Annotated in this window: 22 protein-coding genes; 11 read left to right on the top strand and 11 right to left on the bottom strand. The window is 71.4% G+C overall.

The window, feature by feature from the left end:
• The first annotated feature begins 31 nt into the window (after window positions 1–31).
• From EZ216_RS06295 to EZ216_RS06310, 4 genes are all read left to right on the top strand, one after another.
• Complete coding sequence (locus tag EZ216_RS06295) at window positions 32–1162, top strand: mechanosensitive ion channel family protein (protein WP_135248829.1); 1131 nt, start codon at window positions 32–34, stop codon at window positions 1160–1162.
• A 182-nt stretch (window positions 1163–1344) separates the two neighbouring features.
• Complete coding sequence (locus EZ216_RS06300) at window positions 1345–2382, top strand: glycosyltransferase family 4 protein (protein WP_135248831.1); 1038 nt, start codon at window positions 1345–1347, stop codon at window positions 2380–2382.
• A 3-nt stretch (window positions 2383–2385) separates the two neighbouring features.
• On the top strand, window positions 2386–4560 hold the full coding sequence (locus tag EZ216_RS06305) for an amylo-alpha-1,6-glucosidase (protein ID WP_135248833.1): 2175 nt from the start codon (window positions 2386–2388) through the stop codon (window positions 4558–4560).
• Window positions 4561–4700: 140 nt separating this feature from the next.
• Window positions 4701–4895: a hypothetical protein gene (locus tag EZ216_RS06310; RefSeq protein WP_135248835.1), complete on the top strand. Its 195-nt coding sequence runs from the start codon at window positions 4701–4703 to the stop codon at window positions 4893–4895.
• Window positions 4896–4900: 5 nt separating this feature from the next.
• On the opposite strand, the gene EZ216_RS06315 is transcribed toward EZ216_RS06310, so the two are convergent.
• Window positions 4901–6097 (bottom strand): MFS transporter, encoded by a 1197-nt coding sequence (locus tag EZ216_RS06315; RefSeq protein ID WP_135249135.1) that lies wholly within the window; start codon window positions 6095–6097, stop codon window positions 4901–4903.
• Window positions 6098–6198: 101 nt separating this feature from the next.
• Between EZ216_RS06315 and EZ216_RS06320 the strand changes: the two genes are divergently transcribed.
• The 4 genes from EZ216_RS06320 to EZ216_RS06335 are packed head-to-tail and all read left to right on the top strand — an operon-like array spanning window position 6199 to window position 10807.
• Window positions 6199–7569 (top strand): aspartate aminotransferase family protein, encoded by a 1371-nt coding sequence (locus EZ216_RS06320; RefSeq protein ID WP_135248837.1) that lies wholly within the window; start codon window positions 6199–6201, stop codon window positions 7567–7569.
• Between the two features lie 7 nt (window positions 7570–7576).
• A complete protein-coding gene (locus EZ216_RS06325) occupies window positions 7577–8632 on the top strand; it encodes a GNAT family N-acetyltransferase (RefSeq protein WP_135248839.1) in 1056 nt (351 codons plus the stop codon).
• Complete coding sequence (locus EZ216_RS06330) at window positions 8629–9519, top strand: arginase family protein (protein WP_205959621.1); 891 nt, start codon at window positions 8629–8631, stop codon at window positions 9517–9519. The genes EZ216_RS06325 and EZ216_RS06330 overlap by 4 nt, the downstream gene beginning before the upstream one ends.
• A gap of 10 nt (window positions 9520–9529) precedes the next feature.
• A complete protein-coding gene (locus EZ216_RS06335) occupies window positions 9530–10807 on the top strand; it encodes an SAM-dependent methyltransferase (RefSeq protein WP_135248841.1) in 1278 nt (425 codons plus the stop codon).
• Between the two features lie 13 nt (window positions 10808–10820).
• Here EZ216_RS06335 and EZ216_RS06340 read toward each other — a convergent pair whose 3' ends face one another.
• The 9 genes from EZ216_RS06340 to EZ216_RS06380 are packed head-to-tail and all read right to left on the bottom strand — an operon-like array spanning window position 10821 to window position 18583.
• A complete protein-coding gene (locus EZ216_RS06340; RefSeq protein WP_135248843.1) occupies window positions 10821–12041 on the bottom strand; it encodes a DegT/DnrJ/EryC1/StrS family aminotransferase in 1221 nt (406 codons plus the stop codon).
• On the bottom strand, window positions 12041–12484 hold the full coding sequence (locus EZ216_RS06345; RefSeq protein WP_135248845.1) for a DMT family transporter: 444 nt from the start codon (window positions 12482–12484) through the stop codon (window positions 12041–12043). The genes EZ216_RS06340 and EZ216_RS06345 overlap by 1 nt, the downstream gene beginning before the upstream one ends.
• Window positions 12481–12849, bottom strand: coding sequence for an EamA family transporter (locus EZ216_RS06350; protein WP_135248847.1), 369 nt, complete (start codon window positions 12847–12849; stop codon window positions 12481–12483). The genes EZ216_RS06345 and EZ216_RS06350 overlap by 4 nt, the downstream gene beginning before the upstream one ends.
• Window positions 12842–13708, bottom strand: coding sequence for an alpha/beta hydrolase (locus EZ216_RS06355; protein ID WP_135248849.1), 867 nt, complete (start codon window positions 13706–13708; stop codon window positions 12842–12844). Before EZ216_RS06355 ends, EZ216_RS06350 begins: the two co-directional genes overlap by 8 nt.
• On the bottom strand, window positions 13705–14406 hold the full coding sequence (locus EZ216_RS06360; protein ID WP_135248851.1) for an MtnX-like HAD-IB family phosphatase: 702 nt from the start codon (window positions 14404–14406) through the stop codon (window positions 13705–13707). The genes EZ216_RS06355 and EZ216_RS06360 overlap by 4 nt, the downstream gene beginning before the upstream one ends.
• A complete protein-coding gene (locus EZ216_RS06365) occupies window positions 14399–15307 on the bottom strand; it encodes an efflux RND transporter periplasmic adaptor subunit (RefSeq protein ID WP_135248852.1) in 909 nt (302 codons plus the stop codon). The genes EZ216_RS06360 and EZ216_RS06365 overlap by 8 nt, the downstream gene beginning before the upstream one ends.
• Window positions 15304–16053 (bottom strand): ABC transporter ATP-binding protein, encoded by a 750-nt coding sequence (locus EZ216_RS06370; RefSeq protein ID WP_135248853.1) that lies wholly within the window; start codon window positions 16051–16053, stop codon window positions 15304–15306. The genes EZ216_RS06365 and EZ216_RS06370 overlap by 4 nt, the downstream gene beginning before the upstream one ends.
• Entirely contained in the window at window positions 16050–17183 is a 1134-nt protein-coding gene (locus EZ216_RS06375; protein ID WP_135248854.1) for an FtsX-like permease family protein, read from the bottom strand. The genes EZ216_RS06370 and EZ216_RS06375 overlap by 4 nt, the downstream gene beginning before the upstream one ends.
• Window positions 17180–18583, bottom strand: a complete 1404-nt coding sequence (locus EZ216_RS06380; protein ID WP_167772837.1) for a TolC family protein — start codon at window positions 18581–18583, stop codon at window positions 17180–17182. The genes EZ216_RS06375 and EZ216_RS06380 overlap by 4 nt, the downstream gene beginning before the upstream one ends.
• Before the next feature lie 130 nt (window positions 18584–18713).
• Between EZ216_RS06380 and EZ216_RS06385 the strand changes: the two genes are divergently transcribed.
• Both EZ216_RS06385 and EZ216_RS06390 read left to right on the top strand, forming a co-directional pair.
• The gene (locus EZ216_RS06385; protein ID WP_135248856.1) at window positions 18714–19439 is read left to right on the top strand and encodes a response regulator; all 726 of its coding nucleotides are present in this window, start codon (window positions 18714–18716) and stop codon (window positions 19437–19439) included.
• Window positions 19424–20581: a sensor histidine kinase gene (locus EZ216_RS06390; RefSeq protein WP_239024282.1), complete on the top strand. Its 1158-nt coding sequence runs from the start codon at window positions 19424–19426 to the stop codon at window positions 20579–20581. The genes EZ216_RS06385 and EZ216_RS06390 overlap by 16 nt, the downstream gene beginning before the upstream one ends.
• A 9-nt stretch (window positions 20582–20590) precedes the next feature.
• On the opposite strand, the gene EZ216_RS06395 is transcribed toward EZ216_RS06390, so the two are convergent.
• Window positions 20591–21058, bottom strand: coding sequence for a hypothetical protein (locus tag EZ216_RS06395; RefSeq protein WP_135248857.1), 468 nt, complete (start codon window positions 21056–21058; stop codon window positions 20591–20593).
• A gap of 230 nt (window positions 21059–21288) precedes the next feature.
• On the opposite strand from EZ216_RS06395, the gene EZ216_RS06400 reads away from it, so the two are divergent.
• Complete coding sequence (locus EZ216_RS06400) at window positions 21289–21828, top strand: Csu type fimbrial protein (protein ID WP_135248858.1); 540 nt, start codon at window positions 21289–21291, stop codon at window positions 21826–21828.
• The last annotated feature ends 1 nt before the right edge of the window (window position 21829 follow it).

Genomic DNA, 21829 nt, shown 5'->3' on the forward strand with positions numbered 1-21829 from the left:
GGCATCCCTTTCACAACTTTCGGAGAACCCCATGCCCACTGCCATCACCGATTGGGGCGCCGCGATGATGACGTCGCTGGCCGCGGCCCTGGCGATGTTCCTCAGCGCCATCCCCAAGATCATCGGCTTCGCCGTCATCCTCATCGTCGGGTGGCTGCTGTCGTCGCTGATCGAGCGCGGCGTCGCGGCCCTGCTGCGCGCGGTGCGCTTCAACGACCTGGCCAGCCGCGCCGGCTTCACGGACTTCCTCTCGCGCATGCGCGTGAACACGTCCAGCTCGGAGCTGCGCGATGCCGGCGTCGCGAAAGCGGCCGACCCGGCCGGCATGATCGGCCTCATCGCGAAATGGTTCGTGCGCCTCATCGCGCTGGTGGTGGCCTTCGACGCGCTGGGCCTGCCCGCGGTGTCGGACGTGCTGCGCGACCTTCTGCTGTGGCTGCCCAACGTCGTGGTGGCGCTGGTGGTGCTGGTCATCGGCGGCCTGGCCGCGCGCGCGCTGAGCAACCTGGTGCGCGGCGCCTCTTCGGAAGCGGGCATCGAGCAATCCAACCTGCTGGCCAAGATCGCTTCCGTGCTGGTGTGGGCTTTCGCCATCGTCGTGGCCGTCAACCAGATCGGCATCGCCACCACGCTGGTCAACACGCTGTTCATGGCCTTCGTCGGCGCCATCGCGCTCGGCCTGGGCCTGGCTTTCGGCCTGGGCGGGCGCGAGACGGCCGGCCGCATCCTGAGCCGCTGGTACGAGACCAGCCGCGACCGTGGCCCGCAGCTGGCCCATGCGGCGGAAGTGGCGGGCGACCGCGCGCGCGAACAGGCACGCGGCATGGCCGCGCAGTACCCGCAGGGCTACCAGGGCGGCGGCATGCCGGCGGGCAGCCAGCAGGGCGGTGCGCCGTACCAGGGCCAGCCAACCGGCCAGGGCGCCCGCTATGAAGACCCGAGGTACCAAGGCGGCGCCTATCAGGGTGGCCCGTCGGGCGGCTACACCGGCGGCGGCGGGCAGATGAATCCGGGCTATGGCCAGCAAGGCGGCAGCGCGTACGGCAACAGCACGGGCGGCGCGCAATACCCCGCCGACGGCGGCCCGCGCGAGGAATCGGACCGTACCCGCGAGGAACGCGAAGCGCAGGGATACGACACCACGCTGCGACGCGATCGGTGACGTAACTGACCGGGGCCTGATGCAGGACCGGTTCCCGCCCACGACGGCCGGACGCGAGTCCGGCCGTTGCCGTTTCGCGTGCCCGCGATCTGCGGCGGCGAATGCCTTTGCTCCTACACCACCGGGCGAGCGCGCGCGCTAGCTTGCTTGGTCGGCATCACCAACACCACCTCCTCCATCGCATGAGAATCGCCCAAGTCGCTCCGCTCTACGAGAGCGTCCCACCCCGGCTGTACGGCGGCACCGAGCGCGTCGTGCACTACCTTACCGAGGCCCTGATCGACCTCGGCCACGAAGTCACCCTGTTCGCCAGCGGCGACTCGCGAACGCGGGCGCGCCTGGTACCCGTGATCGACCGCGCGCTGCGCCTGCACCCCGGCAGGCCCGACCCGGTGATCTGGCACACGCTGATGCTGGACCGCGTGCGCGAGCTGTGCGACAGCTTCGACGTCATCCATTTCCACATCGACTGGCTGCACCTGCCCGTCGCCATGCGGTGCCGCACCCCCAGCCTCACCACGCTGCACGGCCGCCTGGACCTGCCCGACCTGCAGCCGCTGTTCCGGCACTTCAACCGCCACCCGCTGGTCTCCATCTCGGATGCGCAGCGCGCACCGCTGCCGCAGCCGAACTGGCTGGCCACCGTGCACCACGGGCTGCCGCTGGACCTGTACGACTTCCATCCCGAGCCGCAGGACTACTTCGCCTTCGTCGGCCGCATCTCGCCGGAAAAACGCTGCGACCGCGCCATCGACATCGCCCTGGCCTGCAACATGCCGATCCGCATCGCCGCCAAGGTGGACGCGGCGGACAAGCAGTACTGGGAAGAAGTGATCGAGCCGATGCTGGACCATCCGCTGGTCACCTTCGTCGGCGAGATCGGCGACGGGGACAAGAACGACTTCATCGGCAACGCGCGTGCCCTGCTCGCGCCCGTCGACTGGCCCGAGCCTTTCGGCCTGGTGATCACCGAGGCGCTGGCCTGCGGAACGCCCGTCATCGCCTATGGGCACGGCTCGGTGCCCGAGCTGCTGGAAGACGGCGTCACCGGCTTCATCGTGCACGACCAGCACCAGGCCGTCGGCGCGGCGATGCGCATCGGCGAGATCGACCGCCGCGCCTGCCGTGAATCGTTCGAGCGCCGCTTCGCCGCGCCCGTGATGGCCGCTTCGTACGCTGCCCTGTACCGCCGCATGGTGGAGTCCCGAGTGGAGGCCTGAGTCATGGCAGAAAAGAAGAAGATCCTCGTCGACGACCGCTGGTACGTGCTGGCGGCTTTCGCGCGGCCCGAGGAGCAGCCGCAGACCGTCAAGAACGGCCATGCGTTCGCGATGTTCGACCGCACCGGCGACGTCGGCGCGCTGGCGCCGGGGCAGGAAGGCCTGTACCACGAGGACACGCGCTACCTGTCGTACCAGGAGCTCACCATCAACGGGCTGCGCCCGCTGTACCTGGGGTCCTCGGTCCAGGAAGCGAACAGCCTGCTGGCCATCGACCTGATGAACCCCGACCTGACCGAGGAAGGCCGGGTGGTGCTGCCCAAGGGCGAGCTGCACCTGTTCCGCGCCAAGCTGCTGTGGCAGGGCGCGTGCTACGAGCACGTGCGGGTGAGCCACCACGGCACGGCGCCCCTGCAGGTGCGGCTGGAGATGGCCTTCGACGCCGACTTCATCGACCTGTTCGAGATCCGCGGCATGCACCGCCAAAAGCGCGGCGAGCGCCTGCCGGCGGAGGTGACGGCGGACCGAGTGATGCTGCCCTACCGCGGCCTGGACGCGACCCTGCGGCGCACCGGCCTGCGGTTCGAGCCCGCGCCGCAGTTGCTGGAGGCGCACCGCGCGGCCTACGACGTCACGCTGAAGCCGGGCGAGGAAAAGCACCTGTACCTCACGGTCACCTGCGAGCGCGAAGGCCAGCCCGTGCCGGTGCTGCCGAACTACTTCGACGCGTTCAATGCCAACAACGCGTCGCGCCGCGAGACCGCGCAGGCCGCCAGCCACGTCGTCTCGTCCAATCCGCTGGTGAACCTGTGGCTGGACCGCTCGGTGTCCGACCTGGCGATGCTGGTCACCGAACTGCCTACCGGCCCCTACCCTTTCGCGGGCGTGCCCTGGTATTCCACGACGTTCGGGCGCGACGGCATCCTCACCGCGCTGGAGTACCTGTGGGTGGATGCGTCGATGGCTTGCGGCGTGCTCAATTTCCTCGCTTCCACGCAGGCCACGCAGGTGGATGCCGAGCGCGACGCCGAGCCCGGCAAGATCCTGCACGAGGCGCGCCCGTCGGAGATGGCGCGCACGCGCGAGATCCCGTTCGGCCGCTACTACGGCACGGTGGACGCCACGCCCCTCTTCCTGGTGCTGGCCGCCGCGTACTGGCGGCGCACCGGCGACCAGGCGCTGATGCGCAAGCTGTGGCCGAACCTGCTGGCCGCGCTGAAGTGGATCGACGACTACGGCGACGCCGACGGCGACGGCTTCGTGGAGTACGCGCGCAAGAGCGCCGACGGCCTGACGCAGCAAGGCTGGAAGGATTCGCAGGATTCCGTGTTCCACCGCGACGGCCGCCTGGCCGACGCGCCCATCGCGCTGTGCGAGGTGCAGGGCTACGTGTACCAGGCCAAGCAGGCGATGGCCGAGATGGCGCAGGCTTTCGGCGACGGCGCGCTGGCCGCGCGGCTGCGGCAGCAAGCGCAGGACCTGCAGGTGCGTTTCCAGTCCGCTTTCTGGAGCGAGGAGCGCGGCACCTACGCGCTGGCGCTGGACGGCGCCAAGCGGCGCTGCGACGTGCTGGCGTCCAACGTGGGGCATTGCCTGTGGAGCGGCATCGCCTCGCCGGAACACGGGGCCCGCGTCGCGGACCTGCTGATGGGATCGGCTTTCTTCAGCGGCTGGGGCGTGCGCACCATCGCCGAAGGCGAGGCGCGCTACAACCCGATGTCGTACCACAACGGGTCCATCTGGCCGCACGACAACGCGCTGGCCGCGATGGGCCTGGCCCGCTATGGCCGCACCGAGGACGCGATGCACCTGCTGGCGGCGATGTTCGAGTCCAGCCTGCACTTCGACCTGCACCGCCTGCCGGAACTGTTCTGCGGCTTCCCGCGCCGGCACGACGCCGGGCCCACGCTGTACCCGGTGGCCTGCTCGCCGCAAGCGTGGGCGGCGGCCGCGCCGTTCGCGGTGCTGCAGGCCTGCCTGGGCCTGGAGATCGACGGCGCCACGCGCGAGGTCTGCCTGCGCACCCCGCGGCTGCCGGCCATCGTCGACTGGCTGCGCATCGAACGGCTGGGCTCGCCCGGCGCTTCCTGCGACCTGCTGCTCACCCGCCACGAACGCAGCGTGGGGGTGGAAGTGCTGCGCAAGGACGAAGGCGTGACCGTGCGCGTCCTTGCCTAGCAACCGCCGGGTTGCAAGCCGCCAGTCAGCTCCGCGACGATCCGTCCTACACACTCGTGCGACGGCGCGCACTGGCGCGCCGCCCCGCCGCCGCTACCCTCGGCGACTGGCAGCGAAGTCGCGACGGCAGGAGGACAACGATGGACTGGACCGAGAAAATCCGCGAATGGGGCGCGGCCAACGCCGACGCGCGAGAGCGCGAGCGCGCGGCCCGTCAGCAACCCGCCTCCCAGGAACTGGAAAGCGCCGCGCGCCGCTCGCGCGAACAGGCCGACCGCCTGCACCGCGAGGTGTACGCGGCCATCGGGCAACGCGGCGGCCGGCCGGCCGCCTGAAACCTTCATCCGGCTCCCGGCCTCGTCAACGGCCGCAACGCCCACAGGCCCAATGCCGGGCCGATCGCCAGGCCAGGCAGCACGGCCGCCAGCGGCCAGTGCGCCGCCGCGCGCACGAACAGCTCGATGCTGAGCACCGACACGGCGAAGCCTATGCAGTTGGTGAAGGTGAGCACGCTCCCCACCACCCCGGGCGGCGCGTTGCGCGCGGTCAGTGCCGAGAACTGCGGCGAGTCGCCGACCACCGTCGTGCCCCACACCAGCATCCACGCGGCCAGGACGGGCGCCGGCGCCTGCAGCATCAGCGGCGCGGCCAGGCAACACAGGCCACTGGCCGACAGCTGCCACTGCGCCACCCGGGCGCTGCCCACCCGCCGCGCCACCAGCCCGCCGGCGGCACAGCCGGCCGCGCCCGCCGCGATGGCCCAGAACGCCAGCGCGCTGGCCCGGGTTCCCTCCCAGCGCGTCGCCAGGATCACCGGCACGAGCGTGTACAGCGTGTACAGCTCCCACATGTGGCCGAAGTAGCCGAACACCGAGGCGCGCAGGCGCGGCTCCGTCCAGAGCGCGCCCAGTGCACGCGGGCTGATGCGCTGCGCGGCGGCCGCGGCCGGGCGGTCGGGCACCAGCAGCGCCGTCGCGATGCCGCCCATGGCGGCCAGCGCCGAGACGGCCAGCATCACCGTCTTCCACGCTTCGCCGCCCGCGGCCAGCCCGGCCGCATCGCCCGTCAGCGCACGCAGGCCGTGCGGCAGCGCGGTCCCCAGCACCAGCGCGCCCACCAGCACGCCCAGCGCCGCGCCCAGGCCTTCGCGGTACCACGCCGCCGCGATCCTCATGCCCACCGGGTAGATGCCCGCCAGCAGGAAGCCCACCGCGAAGCGGAGCGCGACGAGCGCGGCGAACTGCCCGTCGAGCAGCACGACGCCCGCGTTGCAGGCCGCACCCAGCAGCGAGCAGGCCAGGAAGACGCGCGTCGGGCGGAAGCGGTCCGCCAGCATGAGCAGCGCGAAGACCAGCGTGCCGGCGACGAAGCCGAGCTGGACGGCGCTGGTCACGGTGGCGAGGGAAGACGCCGGCAGGCCCCACGCCCGCTGCAGGTCGGGCAGCACCGCGTTCGCCGCGAACCAGAGCGAGGTGCCGGCGAACTGGCTGAGGACGATGACCGGGAGGATGCGGCGGGGCGTGCTCACGCGCCGCAGTATCGCCGCGCGGCCGGCGGCCTCCACAGAACGCACACACGGCGTTGACCGTGCCACAACGTGGCATGCGGATACTGGGCATTGAGGAAGACCCCCAGCGCATGAACCACGACCAATTGCTGGCCGACGAGGCCAGGTACTGCTCTTTCGGCGACACGGTGCACTACGTGAATCCGCCGAAGATCTTTTCCGGCTGCGACGGCAGCTACATGTTCGACGCCGCGGGCACGCCGTACCTCGACCTGCAGATGTGGTATTCGGCCGTCAACTTCGGCTACAAGAACAAGCGGCTGGAGGAAGTGATGATCCGCCAGCTGCGCGAACTGCCGCAGGTGGCCAGCCAGTACCTGCACCCCACCAAGATCGAGCTGGCCAAGTGGATCGCGCAGGACGCCAAGGCCAAATGGGGCCTGGACGGCCGCTGCCACTTCAACGTGGGCGGCGCCCAGGCCATCGAGGATTCGCTCAAGGTCGTGCGCAACGCCAGCAACGGCAAGAGCCTGATGTTCGCGTTCGAGGGCGGCTACCACGGCCGCACGCTGGGCGCTTCCAGCATCACGTCCAGCTACCGCTACCGCCGCCGCTTCGGCCACTTCGGCGACCGCGCGCAATTCATCCCGTTCCCCTACCCGTTCCGCCGGCCCAAGGGCATGACGGCCGAGGAATACGCCGAGAACATCGTCGCCGACTTCCGCCGCAAGTTCGAGAACGAGTACCACGCGGTGTGGGACCCCAAGACCGGCCAATGCGAATACGCGGCCTTCTACGTCGAGCCGATCCAGGGCACTGGCGGCTACGTCGTGCCGCCGGCCAACTTCTTCAAGGGCCTGAAGAAAGTGCTGGACGACCATGGCGTGCTGCTGGTGGTCGACGAGATCCAGATGGGCTTCTGGCGCACCGGCAAGCTCTGGTCGGTCGAGAACTTCGGCGTCACGCCGGACGTGCTGGTCTTCGCCAAGGCGCTGACCAACGGGCTGAATGCGCTGTCCGGCCTGTGGGCGCGCGAAGAGCTGATCAACCCCAAGGTGTTCCCGCCCGGGTCCACCCACTCCACCTTCGCTTCCAACCCGCTGGGCACCGCGCTGGGACTGGAAGTGCTGAAGATGACCGCCGAGATCGACTACGGCGCCAAGGTGCGCGACAGCGGCGCCTACTTCCTGGAAGGCCTGAAGGACCTGCAGAAGCGCCATCCCGAGATCGGCGACGTCGACGGCCTGGGCCTGGCGCTGCGGGCGGAAATCTGCACCGCCGACGGCTTCACGCCCAACCGCGAGCTGCTGGACAAGATGGTCGACATCGGCCTGTCGGGCACGCTGGAATACAAGGGCCAGGCCCGCGGCCTGGTGCTGGACGTCGGCGGCTACTACAAGAACGTCATCACGTTCGCGCCGTCGCTGGAGATCACCCGGCCCGAGATCGACGAGGCCATGGTGCTGCTCGACCAGTTGCTGCGCCGCGCCAAGCGCGGCTGAAGCGGCGGTGGCCCTGCGCAACCAGCTCGAGCCGGATGCGCTCGTCGGGTGGTTCGAAAGCCACCCGCCGCAGGACTTCGCGCTGCTGCAGCGCGACCCGCCGGCGTTCGCCGCCGGCTTCGACCTGCTGACCACGGCCGACGACGACTTCAAGCGCGCCGTCTCGCGCTGGCCGGGTTACCGCTGGTGGTCTCGCTGGCTGCGCATCCGCACCGGGTTCGTCGGCACCACCGTCAGCGAATACGCGTTGCTGCCCGCCGGCCAGGACCCGCGAGGCCTGGTCGCGCGGCTGCTGCGCGACTGGCGCCGGCGTTTCGCGCTGCTGATCGTCAAGGACCTGCCGCAGCGATCGCCGCTGCTCGGTGCCGAAGACAATGAGGCCGCCGAAGCTTTCATGCAGGCCTGCCTGGCCGCGGGCTTCATCGCCGTGGAAGGCCAGGCCCTCGCCTACGTGCCCATCGATTTCGCCAGCCTGGACGATTACCTCGCGCGCCTGTCGAAGTCGCGCCGCCAGGACCTGCGCCGCAAGCTGCGCAGCCGCGCCTCGCTGCGGGTGGAACGTCTGCCCACCGGCGCGGCGTTCGCGGTCGATGCGCTCGTCGCCGAGTACTACGCGCTGTACGAGGCGGTGCACGCGCAGAGCGAGATCCACTTCGACAAGCTCACGCCGGCCTTCTTCGCCGGCGTGCTGCGCGATGCCCACGCGCATGGCATCGTCTTCGAGTACAGGCGCGCGGACGGCGGCGAATTGGTCGGCTGGAACCTGTGCTTCGAACACCAGGGGCGGCTGGTCGACAAGTGGATCGGCCTGCGCTACCCCGCGGCCCGCGAGCTGGACCTCTACTTCGTCAGCTGGATGGTCAACCTGGAATACGCCATCGAGCGCGGGCTGACGCACTACGTGGCGGGCTGGACCGACCCGCAGGTGAAGAAGCAGCTGGGCGCGCGCTTCACCTTCACGCGCCACGCGGTTCACATCCGCAATCCGCTGCTGCGCGCGCTGGGCCGCCGCTTCGCGTCGCGCTTCGAAGGCGACCGCGCCTGGGCGGAGGCGTCCGCGTGAGCGGCGCCCCGGTCGTTCTGGACATCGACGGCGCGGTGGGCCCATTGCCCGGCGAGCACCGGCTGCCGCTGGCCGCGTGGCACGAAGCGCTGCGTTTCGGCTGCGGCATGGGCACCATGCGGCGCTTCGCGGCGCAGCTGGATGAAAGCCTGCCCGCCGCGCACGGCACCGTGCTGATGGGCAGCGGCGACTTCCACCACCTCAGCTGGCCGCTGGTGGAACGCGCCGTGCGCCGCCGGCCGCCGCGCAGCGTGCGCGTGGTGGTGCTCGACAACCATCCGGACAACATGCGCTTCCCGTTCGGCGTGCATTGCGGCTCGTGGGTGCTGCGCGTGGCGCGGCTGCCGCAAGTCGCGCAGGTGCACGTGCTGGGCATCACGTCGAGCGACATCGGCGCGGCGCATGCGTGGGAGAACCACTGGTCGCCGCTGCGCAGCGGCCGCCTCGTCTACTGGTCCACCGGTGTCGACGTCACCTGGGCCCGCCGGTTCGGGCTGGGCGCGGCGTTCCGCGCTTTCGCCGGCGTCGACGAATTGGCCGCGGCCGCCGCGGAAGCTTTCCAGCGCGACCCGATGCCCACCTACTTCTCCGTCGACAAGGACGTCTTCGCGCCCGGCGTGGTCACCACCAACTGGGACCAGGGCCGGTTCGGCCGGGCGCATGCGCAGGCCGTGCTGCAGGCGCTGCGCGGGCAGGTGATCGCCAGCGACATCACCGGCGAAGTGTCGTCGTGGCGGTACCGCACCTGGTGGAAGCGTTGGCTCAGTGCCCACGACGGGCAAGATACGGCCTGCGCCGACCCGCGCCTGCCCGAATGGCAGGACGGGCAGCGCCGGCTGAACCTGTCGCTGCTCGACTGGATCGCCGCCGCCCACGCCGAAAACTAGAAAGAGATCCATGCTCGACGCCGCCATCCCCGCCCTGCTGCGACGCTTCATCGGCCCGCTCGTGCAACGCGGCGAACTGGCGATCGCGCTGCCCGGCGGCGAGAAGCTGGTGTTCGGCGACGGCACCGCGCCACGCGCGCACATCCGCTTCACCGACCGCACCGCCGTGGTGGCGATGCTGCGCGACCCCGACCTGCAGTTCGGCGAGCTGTTCATGGACCAGCGCCTGCGCGTCGAGGAAGGCACGGTGTACGACGTGCTGGAACTGCTGCTGCGCGACGACCGCGACGTGCCACCGAACGCCTTCGTGCGCATGCTCGATGCCTGGCGCATGCGGCTGCGGCCGGTGCTGCAGCACAACCTGCCGGGCAAGTCGCGCGCCAACGTGGCGCACCACTACGACCTGGACGACCGGCTGTACGAGTTGTTCCTCGACGCGGGCCGGCAGTATTCGTGCGCCTATTTCGAGCGCGGCGACGAAGACCTGGAGACGGCGCAGCGCGCCAAGCAGCGCCACATCGCCGCCAAGCTGCTGGTGGAGCCGCACCACCGCGTGCTGGACATCGGCTGCGGCTGGGGCGGCATGGCGCGCTACCTCGCGGGCGTGGCCGGCGCGGCGCACGTCACGGGCATCACGCTGTCGCAGGAGCAACTGGCGCATGCGCGGCGCCTGGGCGAAGACACCGCCTTCGCGGATCGTCTTGATTACCGCCTGGAGGACTACCGCCACACGCCGGGCCGATTCGAGCGCATCGTCTCGGTCGGCATGTTCGAGCACGTCGGCGTGGGCTTCTACGACACCTTCTTCCAGCGCTGCCGCCAGCTGCTGACCGACGACGGCGTGATGCTGCTGCACTTCATCGGCAACAGCGACGTGCCGGACTTCAACAACCCGTGGATCGAGAAGTACATCTTCCCGGGCGGCCACATCCCGTCGCTGTCGGAATGCACGCCGGCCATCGAGCGGTCGGGCCTGGTGGTCACCGACATCGAGGTGCTGCGGCTGCACTACGCGCGCACGCTGCGCCTGTGGCGCGAGCGCTTCATGGCGCGCCGCGCCGAAGCGGCCGCGCTGTACGACGAGCGCTTCTGCCGCATGTGGGAGTTCTACCTGTCGATGTCGGAAGCCGCCTTCCGCTTCCAGGAGATCGCCATCTTCCAGATCCAGTTGGCGGTGCGGCAGGAGAACGTGCCGCTGACGCGGGACTACGTCGCCGTGCGCGAGAAGGCGTTGCGCCTGCGCGAAGCAGCGCTGGAAGTGGCCGCCGAAGTTCCCGAGACCGCCTGAGCAAGGCGCGTGTTCAGCCGGCCCGCGCCGCCGCTTTCAGCGCGGCCAGCACCCGCCCGAAGCGCCCGTCGTCCAGCCATGGGCTGTTGCTGACGGTCAGCACGCTTCGAGCCAGCGCCTCGGCTCGATGCAGCGACGCGCGATCTTCGGCCGTCAACGCAACGCTGAAACGCGCATCGTGCGCCAGCGTGCGGGCGAAAGGCACGCTGACGCCCAGGCCCGCCGGCCACAGCGAAGCCAGCGCGCGATCGCGCGCGGCGGCGCTTTCCATCCTCACCAGCAGCACCGGCCGCACGCCGTCGGCGTCCTCCATGGCGGGGCTGTCGCCCAGCACCCCCAGGCCCGCCTGCGCGAGCCGGTCGCGTCGCTGCGCCCAGCGCACGCGGCCCTCATCGAGAAAGGCACCCAGCCGCGGCAAGGCCCGCGCGCCGACGCGGCGGCGCCAGCGGCCCACGGCATGCAACGGCAAAGTCTCGTCGAACACGTCGCCCGCGGCGGCGGCATGGTCGCCACGCGCCAGCGCGCGGCGCAGCGGCGCGCCGTACACCCACGCCAGCGGAAGCGGCCGGTAGAACGCGGCGTAGGCCAGCAGTTCGGCGGAGCGGCGCAACTCCCAACCCCACCGCGCCGGCAGCAACCGCGCCGCGGCCTGCTCCAGCGCCGGCCAGAGATGCGCATCGCGCGCGACCAGCAGGCCGCCTTCGAACAGCGTCAGGCCCTTGCCCGCCGCCAGGCTGAACAGCGCCACGTCGCCCGCCAGGCCGACGCTGCGGCCCTGCACCCGCGCGCCCAGCGCCTGCGCCGCGTCCTCGATCACCCACGCGCCGTGGGCACGCGCGATGCGCGCCGCACCTTCCACGTCGGCCACACGGCCGCACAGGTGCGTGGGCACCACCGCCAGCGTCTGCCCGCCGCACAGCGCGGCCAGATGGTCCGGATCGAAGTCGGTGCCACCGGGTGCCAGGTCGCACACACGCGGGCGCAGCCCGCAGTGCAGTACCGCCTGCAGCACCAGCGCACAGGTGTAGCCGGGCAGCACCACCTCGCTTCGCTGCGGCGACAACCTGCGCAGCGCGGTGAGTGCCACCACCAGCGCGGCCGTGCCGGAACAGGTGAGCAGCGTGCGCTCCACGCCGAGGAATGCCGCGAGCAACGTCTCCAGTCCATCGTCGCCCCACGGCGCCAGGTCGGCCGCATGCAGCGGCAATCCGGCGGTGGGCGGGACCTCCCGCATCACCGTGAAGGCCCCGGCGGAATCCCGGTGTGCCCGGCCGCGGGCGCCTCGCGCACTTCGCTGATGCCCAGCACGACGATACCCAGCGCGATGAACACCGCTCCCGCGATCTGCAGCGGCGCCAGCCGCTCGCCGAACAGCACCGCCGACACCGCGAGCACGGCCACGATCTCCAGGTGCGACGCCGCGAAGGCCGGTCCGATGGGCGCATGCTCCAGCAACGTCATCCAGGTGACGAAAGCGCCGAGGTAGCCCACCAGCGCGCCGTAGATCCAGGGATGGGCGGCCACGCGGCCCAGCCACGCCAGGTCGGCCTGCAGCGGCAGCGCGTGCTCGCCCGCCAGCTTGAAGCAGACCTGCGCCAGCGTGTCGAACACCACCAGCGCGCCGAAGCCCAGCAGGTAGAGCCGCTGCTTGCGCACGCCGGACACGGCGGCCGTCATGCGAGCCCCACCAATGCGACGCCGCCCGCCACCAGCAGGATGCCCAGCACGCGCAGCGGCGCCAGGTGTTCGCGGAACAGCACGCGGCCGGCCACCATCACCGCGACGATGTTGACGCAGCCGAGCAGCACGCCGTCGGACAGCGGCACCAGCGAAAGAAAGGCGAGCCACACCACGAACTCGATCACGTAGCAGGCGACGCCCAGCCACAGCCAGCCGCGCGAAGCCAGCGCGCGCCAACGGGCGCCCACGCCGGCAGTGCCTGTGCTCTCGGGATGGACGGCCGCCGCCTTGAACGCGAGCTGTCCCGCGGTGTCAACCACCACGTTGGCCAGCCAGAGGCCGGCGACCAGGGGATCAGCCATGCGCGCCGGCCAGACGGCCTTCCGCCACCCGGCCGGCGAAGTCCACCATGCGGGCGACGACCGTGCGCCGCTCGCGGTCCACGGTGATCATGTGGTAACTGTCGTCCAGCAGCAGCAGTTCGACGGGCGCGTGCACCACGCCGCGCACGATCTCGTGCGCGTTGGACACCGCGGCCACGTCGTCGTGCCGCGCGTGGATGACCAGGCAAGGCGCGCGCACCTGTTCCAGCCGGCGCCGCACGCGCGCCGACAGGCGCCGCATCTCCTGGATGGTCCACCACGGGTTGCCGGGCAGCCCCGCTTCGGCGCTGGCGCCCGCATGCATGCGCGCCACGATGTGGCCGCGCAGCTGGTCGTCCTTGATGCCATACGGCGGCGCCTCCATGAACATGCGCCGGCGGCCGATGCCCAGCACCCGCAGCAGCGGCAGCAGGAAGGCGAAGCGCGTGTAGAACGGGATAGTCCAGCCGTCGTAGCGGAAGATGGTGGACAGCGCGCACACGCCATGGACCAGGTCCGGCCTTTCCTGCGCCAGCGCGAGCGCCAGCACCGAGCCGACCGAGAGTCCGGCCACCACCAGGCGATCGACGTGCGGGCGCAGCCGCTCCGCGCCGGCCGTGACGCTGGCGGACCAGTCGGTCCAGCGCGTGGCCAGCAGGTCGTCCACCGTGCCGCAGTGGCCGGCCAGCTGCACCGCGTAGACGGTGAATCCTTCGCGCTGCAGGCCGCGCGCGACCAGCCGCATCTCGTTGGGCGTGCCGGTCATGCCATGCACCAGCAGCACGCCGGTGCGCGCACGCGGGCCATGCCCTTCCAGCACGAACTCGTGCGGCGTGACGCAGATCCGCGCCAGGCTCATTCGACCCGCGCCTCCACGCCCGTCGCCAGTTCCGCCAGGCGGCGCAGCGCGTCGCCGAAGTGTTCGTACGGCAGGTGGGCGATGCCGGCCTGCCCGCAATGCACCAGCAGGCGGTCCTTGGCCAGCACCGCGTCGGCCTTGCCGCTGACGCAGAAGTCGGAGCTGCCGTCGCCGACGTACAGCACCTGGCCGTGCACGGCGCGTTCCTTCGACAGCTTCTCGCACTTGCAGTTGCCGCTGGCACGGGCGCAGGACGCGCTGGCGTACGGCGATTCCATGCGCCAGCGGCGCTCGCCGTCCTGCACCAGCCGGTTGGCCGCGACCGGCAGCCGCGACAGGCCGTGGCGCGCCAGCACGCGGCGGATGGCCAGGTCCAGCCCGTCGCTCACCACCTGCACCGTGATGCCGAGCGCGCGCGCGCCGTCGACGAACGCGGGGAAGTGCGGGTCGATCGCGATGGTGTCCAGGTGCGCGGACAGTTCGTCGGCACTCATGTCCAGCAGGGCCACCTGGCCCGTCATGCAGGCGCGCGAGCCGATCTCGCCGCGCTCCCACGCTTCCTCCAGCGCCTGCCAGCCGGGGCGGCCGAAGCGGCGCAGCAGGCTGTCGGTCACGTCCTCGATGCTGATGGTGCCGTCGAAGTCGCACAGCACGGTCCATCCGGTGGGCCGGGCGGCCCGCATCACGATCTCATTCATGGAAAGTCACCCTGACAGTCTGCCCCACGCGCAGCGCATCGGGCTGCTGCAGGGCGATCCAGCATTCCAGCACGCGCTGGCCCGAGCGGACCGGCGCGTCCTCGTCCAGCCGGCTGGGACCCCACACCGGACTGATCCTCATCACCTGGCCGGCCAGCGCGCGCGCGCCGTCGCCGGCGGCGCCATCGGGCACCACGGCCACCTTCATGCCGGCTTTCACGGCCGGCGCGAAGCTCTCGTTGACTTCGGCGCGCACCAGCGCGGGCCGCGCGGGCAGCAGCACCGCGAGCGCGCGGCCGCCTTGCGCGGCCACGCGGCTGCCCGGCTGCGCGGGCAAGGCCAGCACGCTGCCGTCCTGCGGCGCGGTGACACGCAACCGGTCCACCTGCGATTGCGCGGCCTGCACGCGCACGCGCGCGAGTTGCACCTCGGCATCGGCCACGGCCACGCCCGACTCGGCTTCGCGCAGCGACTGCCGCGCCTCTTCCTCGCGCGCCGGATCGGCCGCGCCGGCGCGCGCGGCTTCCTGCCAGCGCGCGAGCAGGTCCCGCGCGGGCGCGGCGCGGCCTGCCTGCGCGCGCTGGCGCGCCTGCGCCAGGGCCAGTTCGGCCTGCGCCGTCGCCAGGTCCTGCCGCACTGCGGGGCTGTCCAGCGTGAGCAGCAGGTCGCCGCGGCGCACGCCCGCGCCTTCGGCGACGGCCACGCTGGCGACCACGCCGTCGACCGGCGGCGCCACCTCCAGCATGCCGCCGGGCATCTCCACCTTGCCGCGCGCCACGGCCGCGGCGCGGGGTTGCGTCAGCGGCTGCGCGTGCGCCGTGGCCACCGGGTGGCGCGAATCGCTGCAGCCCACCAGTGCCGCGGCCAGGGCCGCCAGCAGGACGGTCGTTCTCGTTCTCATGCGTGCGCCTCCTCGATCGGGCTTCCGTTCCTCTGCCGCCAATCGGCTTCGATCCGCCCGTCCTGCATCGTCAGCACGCGGTCGGCGTGCCGCACCAGGCGCGGGTCGTGGCTGACGCACAGCACGGTGGTACCGCGGTTGCGAGCAATGCGATGCAGCAGGTCGATGACGCGCTGGCCGTTCTCGGCGTCCAGCGCGCTGGTGGGTTCGTCCGCGAACAGCAGCTGCGGCGACTTGGCCAGCGCGCGGGCGATGGCCACGCGCTGCTTCTCGCCGCCCGAAAGCTGCTCGGGGCGCATCGCGGCGCGCTGCCCCAGGCCCACTTCCTCCAGCGCTTCGCGCGCCCTGTCGCGCGCTTCTTCGCGGCGCAGGCCGAGGTAGCCCAGGGGCAGCTCCACCTGCTCGCTGGCGGTGAGCGCGGGGAACAGGTTGAAGCCCTGGAACACGAAGCCGGTGTGCTGCAGCCGGAAGCGGTCCAGCGCCTGCTTGCTGCTGCCGCTGAGCTTTTCTCCCAGCGCATGCACTTCGCCGGCGTCGGGGCGCAGCAGCCCGGACAACAGCGCGAGCAAGGTGCTCTTGCCGCAGCCCGAAGGCCCCGACACCAGCGTCAGTTCGCCGGGGTCGATGGTCAGCGACAGCCCGCGCAGCACCTGCACCTGCACGGCGCCGCTGGCGAAATTCTTGACCAGGCCTTCGCCGCGCAGGCTGGCGCCGTGGTCCTGGGAGCGGACGGGGATGCGGTTCATCGCAGCAGGCTCGCAGGATCGGCGCTCAGCAGGCCCCGCAGCGCCGCCGCGCCCGACAGCAGCGCCAGCACCAGCACGGCCGCAGCGCAGGCCAGCGCCGCTTCGGGCGTCATGGCGACGGGCACGCTGTAACTGCTGGCCGCGGCCAGCAGCACGGTGCTGCCCAGCACGGCCAGCACCAGCCCGATGCCGCCGATCCAGCACGCCTGTTCCACGACCACCCGGCCCAGGGCGGACATGCTGGCGCCCAGCGCATTCAGCGTGGCGTATTCGCGCGAAGACGAGGCCACCACCACGGTCAGCGACTGGCTGGTGATGACGACACCGACCACGCACACGATCAGCGCCATGAAGAGCACCGCGACACCCGCGCCGGTGTCGAACATCCAGTACAGCTGCGAACGGCGCGCGAACTGCGCGGCGGTCCAGACTTCGTGCGCGCCGATGGCGGGCAGCGGGGAAAAATCGCGCCGGACGCTTTTGGCATCGGCACCGGCAACGAGCCGGGCCACGTAGTAGGTCGCGCCGTCGGCACGCGAAGGCGCGCCCAGCGTGCGCGCCGTCTCCAGCGACGCCAGCACGTTGACGCCGCCCAGCGCGCGCAGGCCGTCGATGGCGGCGATGAGGTGCACGCGCCGCCCGTTCACCCACGCCCAGCCGCCCAGCGGCGTGCCGAGCTGGCGCAGGTCGGAGCGGTCGACGACCACCGCGCCGGGCTCGTCCAGCGCGGCGCGCAGCCCGGGCACCAGGGCGTGCGCGAACAGCATCGCGCCCGGCGAGGTGCGGATGCCGGAAACGAACACGGGAACGCTGCCGGCCGCGCCTTCGCGCGCCTGCCAGTCGGCTTCCAGCCAGAGGTAGGGCTCCACGTCCTGCACCTGCGGATGCGCGCGCAGGCGCATCTCCACGTCGGGGCCGACGGTGCGGCCGAAGTTGACGCTCTGCGTGCCGGGGTAGCCGGCCCACAGGTCGGCGGTGGACGCGGTCACCGGGATGGCGGCACTGCCGAAGATGCCCAGCACCAGGGCGACCTGCACCGCCAGCAGCACGCCGGAAAAGCCGACCGCGAGGATCGACGGCAGGAAACGCGGCCAGTCGTGCAGCAGCGTGCGGCGGGCGAGCGGGATCATGGGCGCGACGCCTGCGGCGTTTCCGGTTCGGGCAGCGGCGCGCCGCCCAGGGCCTTGTACAGGGCCACGAAAGCCAGCGCGGCGCCGGACTGCGCATCGCGCAGCTCGGATTGCGCCAGCAGCCGCACGCGGGCCAGCGCCGGCGCGTCCGACGCACCGGCCAGGCCGGCGCGGGTGCGCGCCTGCAGCTGCGTTTCCTGCGCCTGCGCGGCCTGCGCCGCGGCGGCCAGCAGCCTTTCGCGTTCGCGCTGGGTGGCCAGCAGGCCGAGCGCCGTCTCGGCTTCGGCGACGCCGTCCAGCACCGCCTTGCGATGCGCCAGCAGCGCTTCCTGCACCGCTTCGTCCGCGGCGCGGGCGCGGTCCTGCCGGCGGCCCCAGTCGAACAGCGGCACGTCAATGGAGGGCGCGATGCTGAAAGTGGAATGCGTGGCCGTGGCGCGCCGCTCCGTGACGTTGAACGAGCGCAGCACGCCGCCCGTCAACGCCAGGCGCGGCGACAGTTCCGCCTGCGCCAGCCCGGCCTCGCCCGCGGCGCGCAGCACGCCGGCTTCGGCCTGGCGCACGTCCGGGCGGCTGCGCAGCAGGTTGGCCGGCAGCTCGCGCACCGACACCGGCGGCAGGCCCGCGGCGGCCGGCTGCGTGGCCCAGTCACCCGCAGCCGACTCGCCCAGCAGCTGGGCCAGCGCCACGCCGGCGGTCTGCACCGCACCCGCATAGCCGGCGGCAGTGGCACGCGCCTGGGCGGCGCGGGCCTGCGCCTGCGCCACGTCGGCGGCCGTGCCCAGGCGGTTGTCCCAGCGCGCGCGGGCCGTCCCGGCGGACTGGTCGTCCGCCTGGGCGATGGCCGTCCACAGCGCCTGCTGGTCGCGGGCGGCGTGCAGTTCCAGCCAGCGGCGCACCACTTCCGCCACCACCGCGACACGCGCGCCTTGCACCTGCCACTCGGCGGCCGCGATCTGTCCCTGGGCCACGCGGTCACCCGACTCGCCGGCGCCGAACAGGCCCAGCTCCCAGGTGACGTCCAGGCTCAGGTGCAGGAAGGAATCGGTGGCGCGCGGGTCGCGCACCGGATGCAGGCCGGCGCTGGCGAGCGGCAGGAAGCGCGTGCCTTCGGCGCTGGCCAGCAGCCGCGCCTGGCGCAGCCGGCTGGCGGCCACTCGAACGTCCAGGTTGGCCTGCAGCGCACGGGCCACGAGCGCGTCGAGGCGCTCGTCGCCGAAAACCTTCCACCAGCCCTGCAGGTCGACGGGCGCGGCCTGCGGCGCCGCCGGCACCGGGGCAGCCCAGCTTGCCGGCGCGTCCTGCGGCACCTGCGGCACGGGCGCGACGCTGCAGCCCGCCAGCAGGGCGGCGGACAAGGCGACGGGCGCGGTGGCGAAACGGACGAGGCGGCGGGGCAAGCGGAGCGGACGCTGGTGCATGGCAAGGCCGAGGCGGCCGGCCCGCATTGCAACTTGGCGGTCTTGCCGAGCCGTGCAGCTTGTGTGGAGAAACCGTGGATGGGGCCGCCATGCCCATAATCCGCAGCCGATGTCCGCCAGCGCCGCCGTCCTTCCCAATCGCCCGCTCGTCCTCGTCGTGGAAGACGAGGCCGGCATCGCCGACGTGCTGGTCGCCTACCTGCGGCGCGACGGGCTGGACGCGCAAGTGGCGCGCGACGGCCCGCAGGCGCTGGAGATGTTCCGGCGGCTGCGGCCGGACTTCGTGCTGCTGGACATCCAGCTGCCCGGCATCGACGGCGTCGAGGTGCTTCGCGAAATCCGCGCCGAGAGCGACGCGCCGGTGATGATGGTCACCGCCCGCGCCGAGGACCTCGACAAGCTGCTGGCGCTGCGGCTGGGCGCCGACGACTACGTGGTCAAGCCGTTCAGCCCGCCCGAGGTGGTGGCGCGCGTGCGCGCCGTGCTGCGTCGCACCGGGCGCGCCCCCGTCCCGGCGCAGGAGCTCATTCGCGCCGGGCGGCTGGAGATCGACCTGCAGGCGCACAGCGCACGCGTCACCGAAGCCGGCGCGCCCGCGCAGGAACTGCCGCTGACGCTGACCGAATACCGCCTGCTCGCGTGCCTGGCGTCGCAGCCGCAAAGGTGCTTCACCCGCGGCCAGCTGGTGGAAGCCTGCCTGCCGGAGAGCGAGGCGCTGGACCGCGTGATCGACTCGCACCTGTCGAAGCTGCGCCGCAAGCTGGCCCTGGCCGGCCTGCCGGAACTCATCGAGACCGTGCGCGGCGTGGGATACCGGCTGTGGCCCGCTTCGTAGACCGCATCTGGGTCCGCTTCGGGTTCGCCATCGCCGCGGCGGTGCTGGTGACCATCGGCATGCTGTCCGCGTCGGTGCTGCTGCTGGCCGAGTGGCAGTACCGCGACTTCTACCGCAGCCTGCCCCAGCAGGTGAAGCGCGACGTGGACGCCATGCGCCAGGGCGAGGCCGACCCCACCGAAGAGGCGGGGCGCCTGGCCACCATCTACAGCCAGTACTGGCGCAGCGACCCGCTGTTCGGTGAGCGCTGGTCGCTGGTCATCGGCCTGGTGATCTGCCTGCCGGTGGGGCTGCTCATGGGCTTTCGCATCTCCAGAGCCGTGACGCGGCCGCTCGCATCCATCGCCGAAGCCGCCAACAGCATCGCGCTGGGCGACCTGTCGGTGCGCGCGAAGGCGGGCAGCGAACGCGGCGAGCTGGCCGAGATGGTGCGCGACTTCAACCGCATGACCGACGCGCTGCAGGCCCTGGAAGGCGAGCGCCGCCACACCGCGGCCGCGCTGTCGCACGAGCTGCGCACGCCCCTGTCGGTGCTGACGGCGCGCCTGCACGCGCTGCGCGACGGCGTCATCGATCCCGGCCCGGCGGAATTCACGCGCCTCATCGGCGAGGTGAACCACCTGTCGCGGCTGGTGGAGGACATGCACACGCTGGCGCTGGCCGAATCGCGCAAGCTTTCGATCAAGCCCGCTGACGTGGCGCTGGCGGACCTCGCGCGCGAGGTGCTGGACACGTTCGAGGAGCGGGCGCAGGCCTTCGGCATCGAACTGAAGCTGCTGGTGCACGACGCCGTCATCGCGCACGGCGACCGCGACCGGTTGCGCCAGGTGCTGTCCAACCTGCTGGACAACGCGCTGCGGCATGCGCGCGGCGCCACCACCGTGCAGGTGGAAGTGGCGCGCGACGGCGGGCACGCCGTGCTGTCCGTGGCGGACGACGGCGCGGGGCTGCCCGAGCGCGTGCGCCGCCATCCCTTCGACCGCTTCCAGGGCAGCGGCACGACGGGGGGCAGCTCGGGACTGGGGCTGTCGATCGTGCAGGCGCTGGTCAGCCTGCAGGGTGGCACCGTGCAAGCAGAAGCCGTGGAGCCGCACGGCGCGCGGTTCGTGGTGCGCCTGCCGGGCGGTTTCCAGCAAGCCTGATCCGCCGCACTACTGCGTGGACTTGCCGGCGCCCATCGACGACGTGCTGCCGTCGCCCTTGGCCAGCTTCGCTTCCTCGATCTTCACTTCGGCGTTCGCGTGCGCGGCCGTGGCCTTCTTCTGGCACAAGGTCTGCTGCCCCTTGTCCTGCATCGGCTCGCACTGGGCCCTGGCCGACTTGTAGTCGGCGTCCGCCTGCCTCTGCATCTGCTGCGGGTCGGACGAGCCCATCGCCTTGGTGTCCGACGGCGACGAGCTGCCCTTGCCGGAAGACTGGGCGGTGTTCTCGACCTTGTCCTTCGCCTTCTCGTACGTTTCCTTGGTCTTCTCGCCGATGGCTTGGACGGCCTCCTTCGCCTTCTCGGTGAAACTGCCGCCTGAGCTGCTGCCGGAGCTGCCGGAGCTTTGCTGCTGAGCCAGCGCGCCGCCGGTGGCCAGGGCGAGTGCGCAGCCGAATGCGATGAGGGTGCGTTGCATGGAAGTTCTCCTGTCGAATGCCGAGACGGGAGTTCGACCGCGCAGGTGCGCGCCGGGTTTGTGGGACTCGGCCGGGACCGGCCGTCAGGCCGCCTGCTCGCGAACCACGGAAGGCTGCATCGCTGTGGCCCCCAAGTCCCAAACGGGGGTCCTTTCATGCACAAGTAGTATTTGTTTCACGGCTGAGCCGGTTTATCTTCAATTCTCACATTCTGAAACGAAGGTAACCGATGAAACACGCTTTCCATGCACTGGCCGGCATCCTTGCGCTAGCGGCCTTCGGGGCAGCCCACGCCGACACCGACACCCAGGACTTCAAGGTCCTGCTGGAGATCGCGGACAGCTGCAGCATCTCGACGACGACCAAGCCGAGCGACGTGGACTTCGGCAAGCAGGTTCGCAGCACCGGTTCCGCGACCGCGAACAACGGCAAGATCTACGTCAAGTGCAACAAGGGCGCCTCGTTCCACATCGGCCTGAATGGCGGCCTCAACTATGGAATGGCCGCGACCGTGGCGGGCAGCAAGACCGATCCCGTGGCTGGCGGCCGCGCGATGACGAATGCGGGCAAGACGGTGTACATCCCCTACGAGCTCTATTCCGATGCGGCCACCACTTTCTGGGGCAATACGGTCGGCACCTCCACGTTCGATCCCCCGGTAGCCCCTGACGACAAGGAGATGTCGTTCACGGTTTACGGCAAGGTGCCCAGCCTGGACTTCCCCAAAGGGAAGTACGAAGACACGATCACGGCGACCGTCACCTTCTGAA

Source organism: Ramlibacter humi (assembly GCF_004681975.1).
Classification (GTDB): domain Bacteria; phylum Pseudomonadota; class Gammaproteobacteria; order Burkholderiales; family Burkholderiaceae_C; genus Ramlibacter; species Ramlibacter humi.

What these genes read in the sequence shown, in the direction of transcription:
- EZ216_RS06295 (WP_135248829.1), top strand. Translation starts at nt 32, where the DNA reads ATGCCCACTGCCATCACCGATTGGGGCGCCGCGATGATGACGTCGCTG.
- EZ216_RS06300 (WP_135248831.1), top strand. Translation starts at nt 1,345, where the DNA reads ATGAGAATCGCCCAAGTCGCTCCGCTCTACGAGAGCGTCCCACCCCGG.
- EZ216_RS06305 (WP_135248833.1), top strand. Translation starts at nt 2,386, where the DNA reads ATGGCAGAAAAGAAGAAGATCCTCGTCGACGACCGCTGGTACGTGCTG.
- EZ216_RS06310 (WP_135248835.1), top strand. Translation starts at nt 4,701, where the DNA reads ATGGACTGGACCGAGAAAATCCGCGAATGGGGCGCGGCCAACGCCGAC.
- EZ216_RS06320 (WP_135248837.1), top strand. Translation starts at nt 6,199, where the DNA reads ATGAACCACGACCAATTGCTGGCCGACGAGGCCAGGTACTGCTCTTTC.
- EZ216_RS06335 (WP_135248841.1), top strand. Translation starts at nt 9,530, where the DNA reads ATGCTCGACGCCGCCATCCCCGCCCTGCTGCGACGCTTCATCGGCCCG.
- EZ216_RS06340 (WP_135248843.1), bottom strand. Translation starts at nt 12,041, where the DNA reads ATGCGGGAGGTCCCGCCCACCGCCGGATTGCCGCTGCATGCGGCCGAC.
- EZ216_RS06345 (WP_135248845.1), bottom strand. Translation starts at nt 12,484, where the DNA reads ATGACGGCCGCCGTGTCCGGCGTGCGCAAGCAGCGGCTCTACCTGCTG.
- EZ216_RS06350 (WP_135248847.1), bottom strand. Translation starts at nt 12,849, where the DNA reads ATGGCTGATCCCCTGGTCGCCGGCCTCTGGCTGGCCAACGTGGTGGTT.
- EZ216_RS06355 (WP_135248849.1), bottom strand. Translation starts at nt 13,708, where the DNA reads ATGAGCCTGGCGCGGATCTGCGTCACGCCGCACGAGTTCGTGCTGGAA.
- EZ216_RS06360 (WP_135248851.1), bottom strand. Translation starts at nt 14,406, where the DNA reads ATGAATGAGATCGTGATGCGGGCCGCCCGGCCCACCGGATGGACCGTG.
- EZ216_RS06365 (WP_135248852.1), bottom strand. Translation starts at nt 15,307, where the DNA reads ATGAGAACGAGAACGACCGTCCTGCTGGCGGCCCTGGCCGCGGCACTG.
- EZ216_RS06370 (WP_135248853.1), bottom strand. Translation starts at nt 16,053, where the DNA reads ATGAACCGCATCCCCGTCCGCTCCCAGGACCACGGCGCCAGCCTGCGC.
- EZ216_RS06375 (WP_135248854.1), bottom strand. Translation starts at nt 17,183, where the DNA reads ATGATCCCGCTCGCCCGCCGCACGCTGCTGCACGACTGGCCGCGTTTC.
- EZ216_RS06385 (WP_135248856.1), top strand. Translation starts at nt 18,714, where the DNA reads ATGTCCGCCAGCGCCGCCGTCCTTCCCAATCGCCCGCTCGTCCTCGTC.
- EZ216_RS06395 (WP_135248857.1), bottom strand. Translation starts at nt 21,058, where the DNA reads ATGCAACGCACCCTCATCGCATTCGGCTGCGCACTCGCCCTGGCCACC.
- EZ216_RS06400 (WP_135248858.1), top strand. Translation starts at nt 21,289, where the DNA reads ATGAAACACGCTTTCCATGCACTGGCCGGCATCCTTGCGCTAGCGGCC.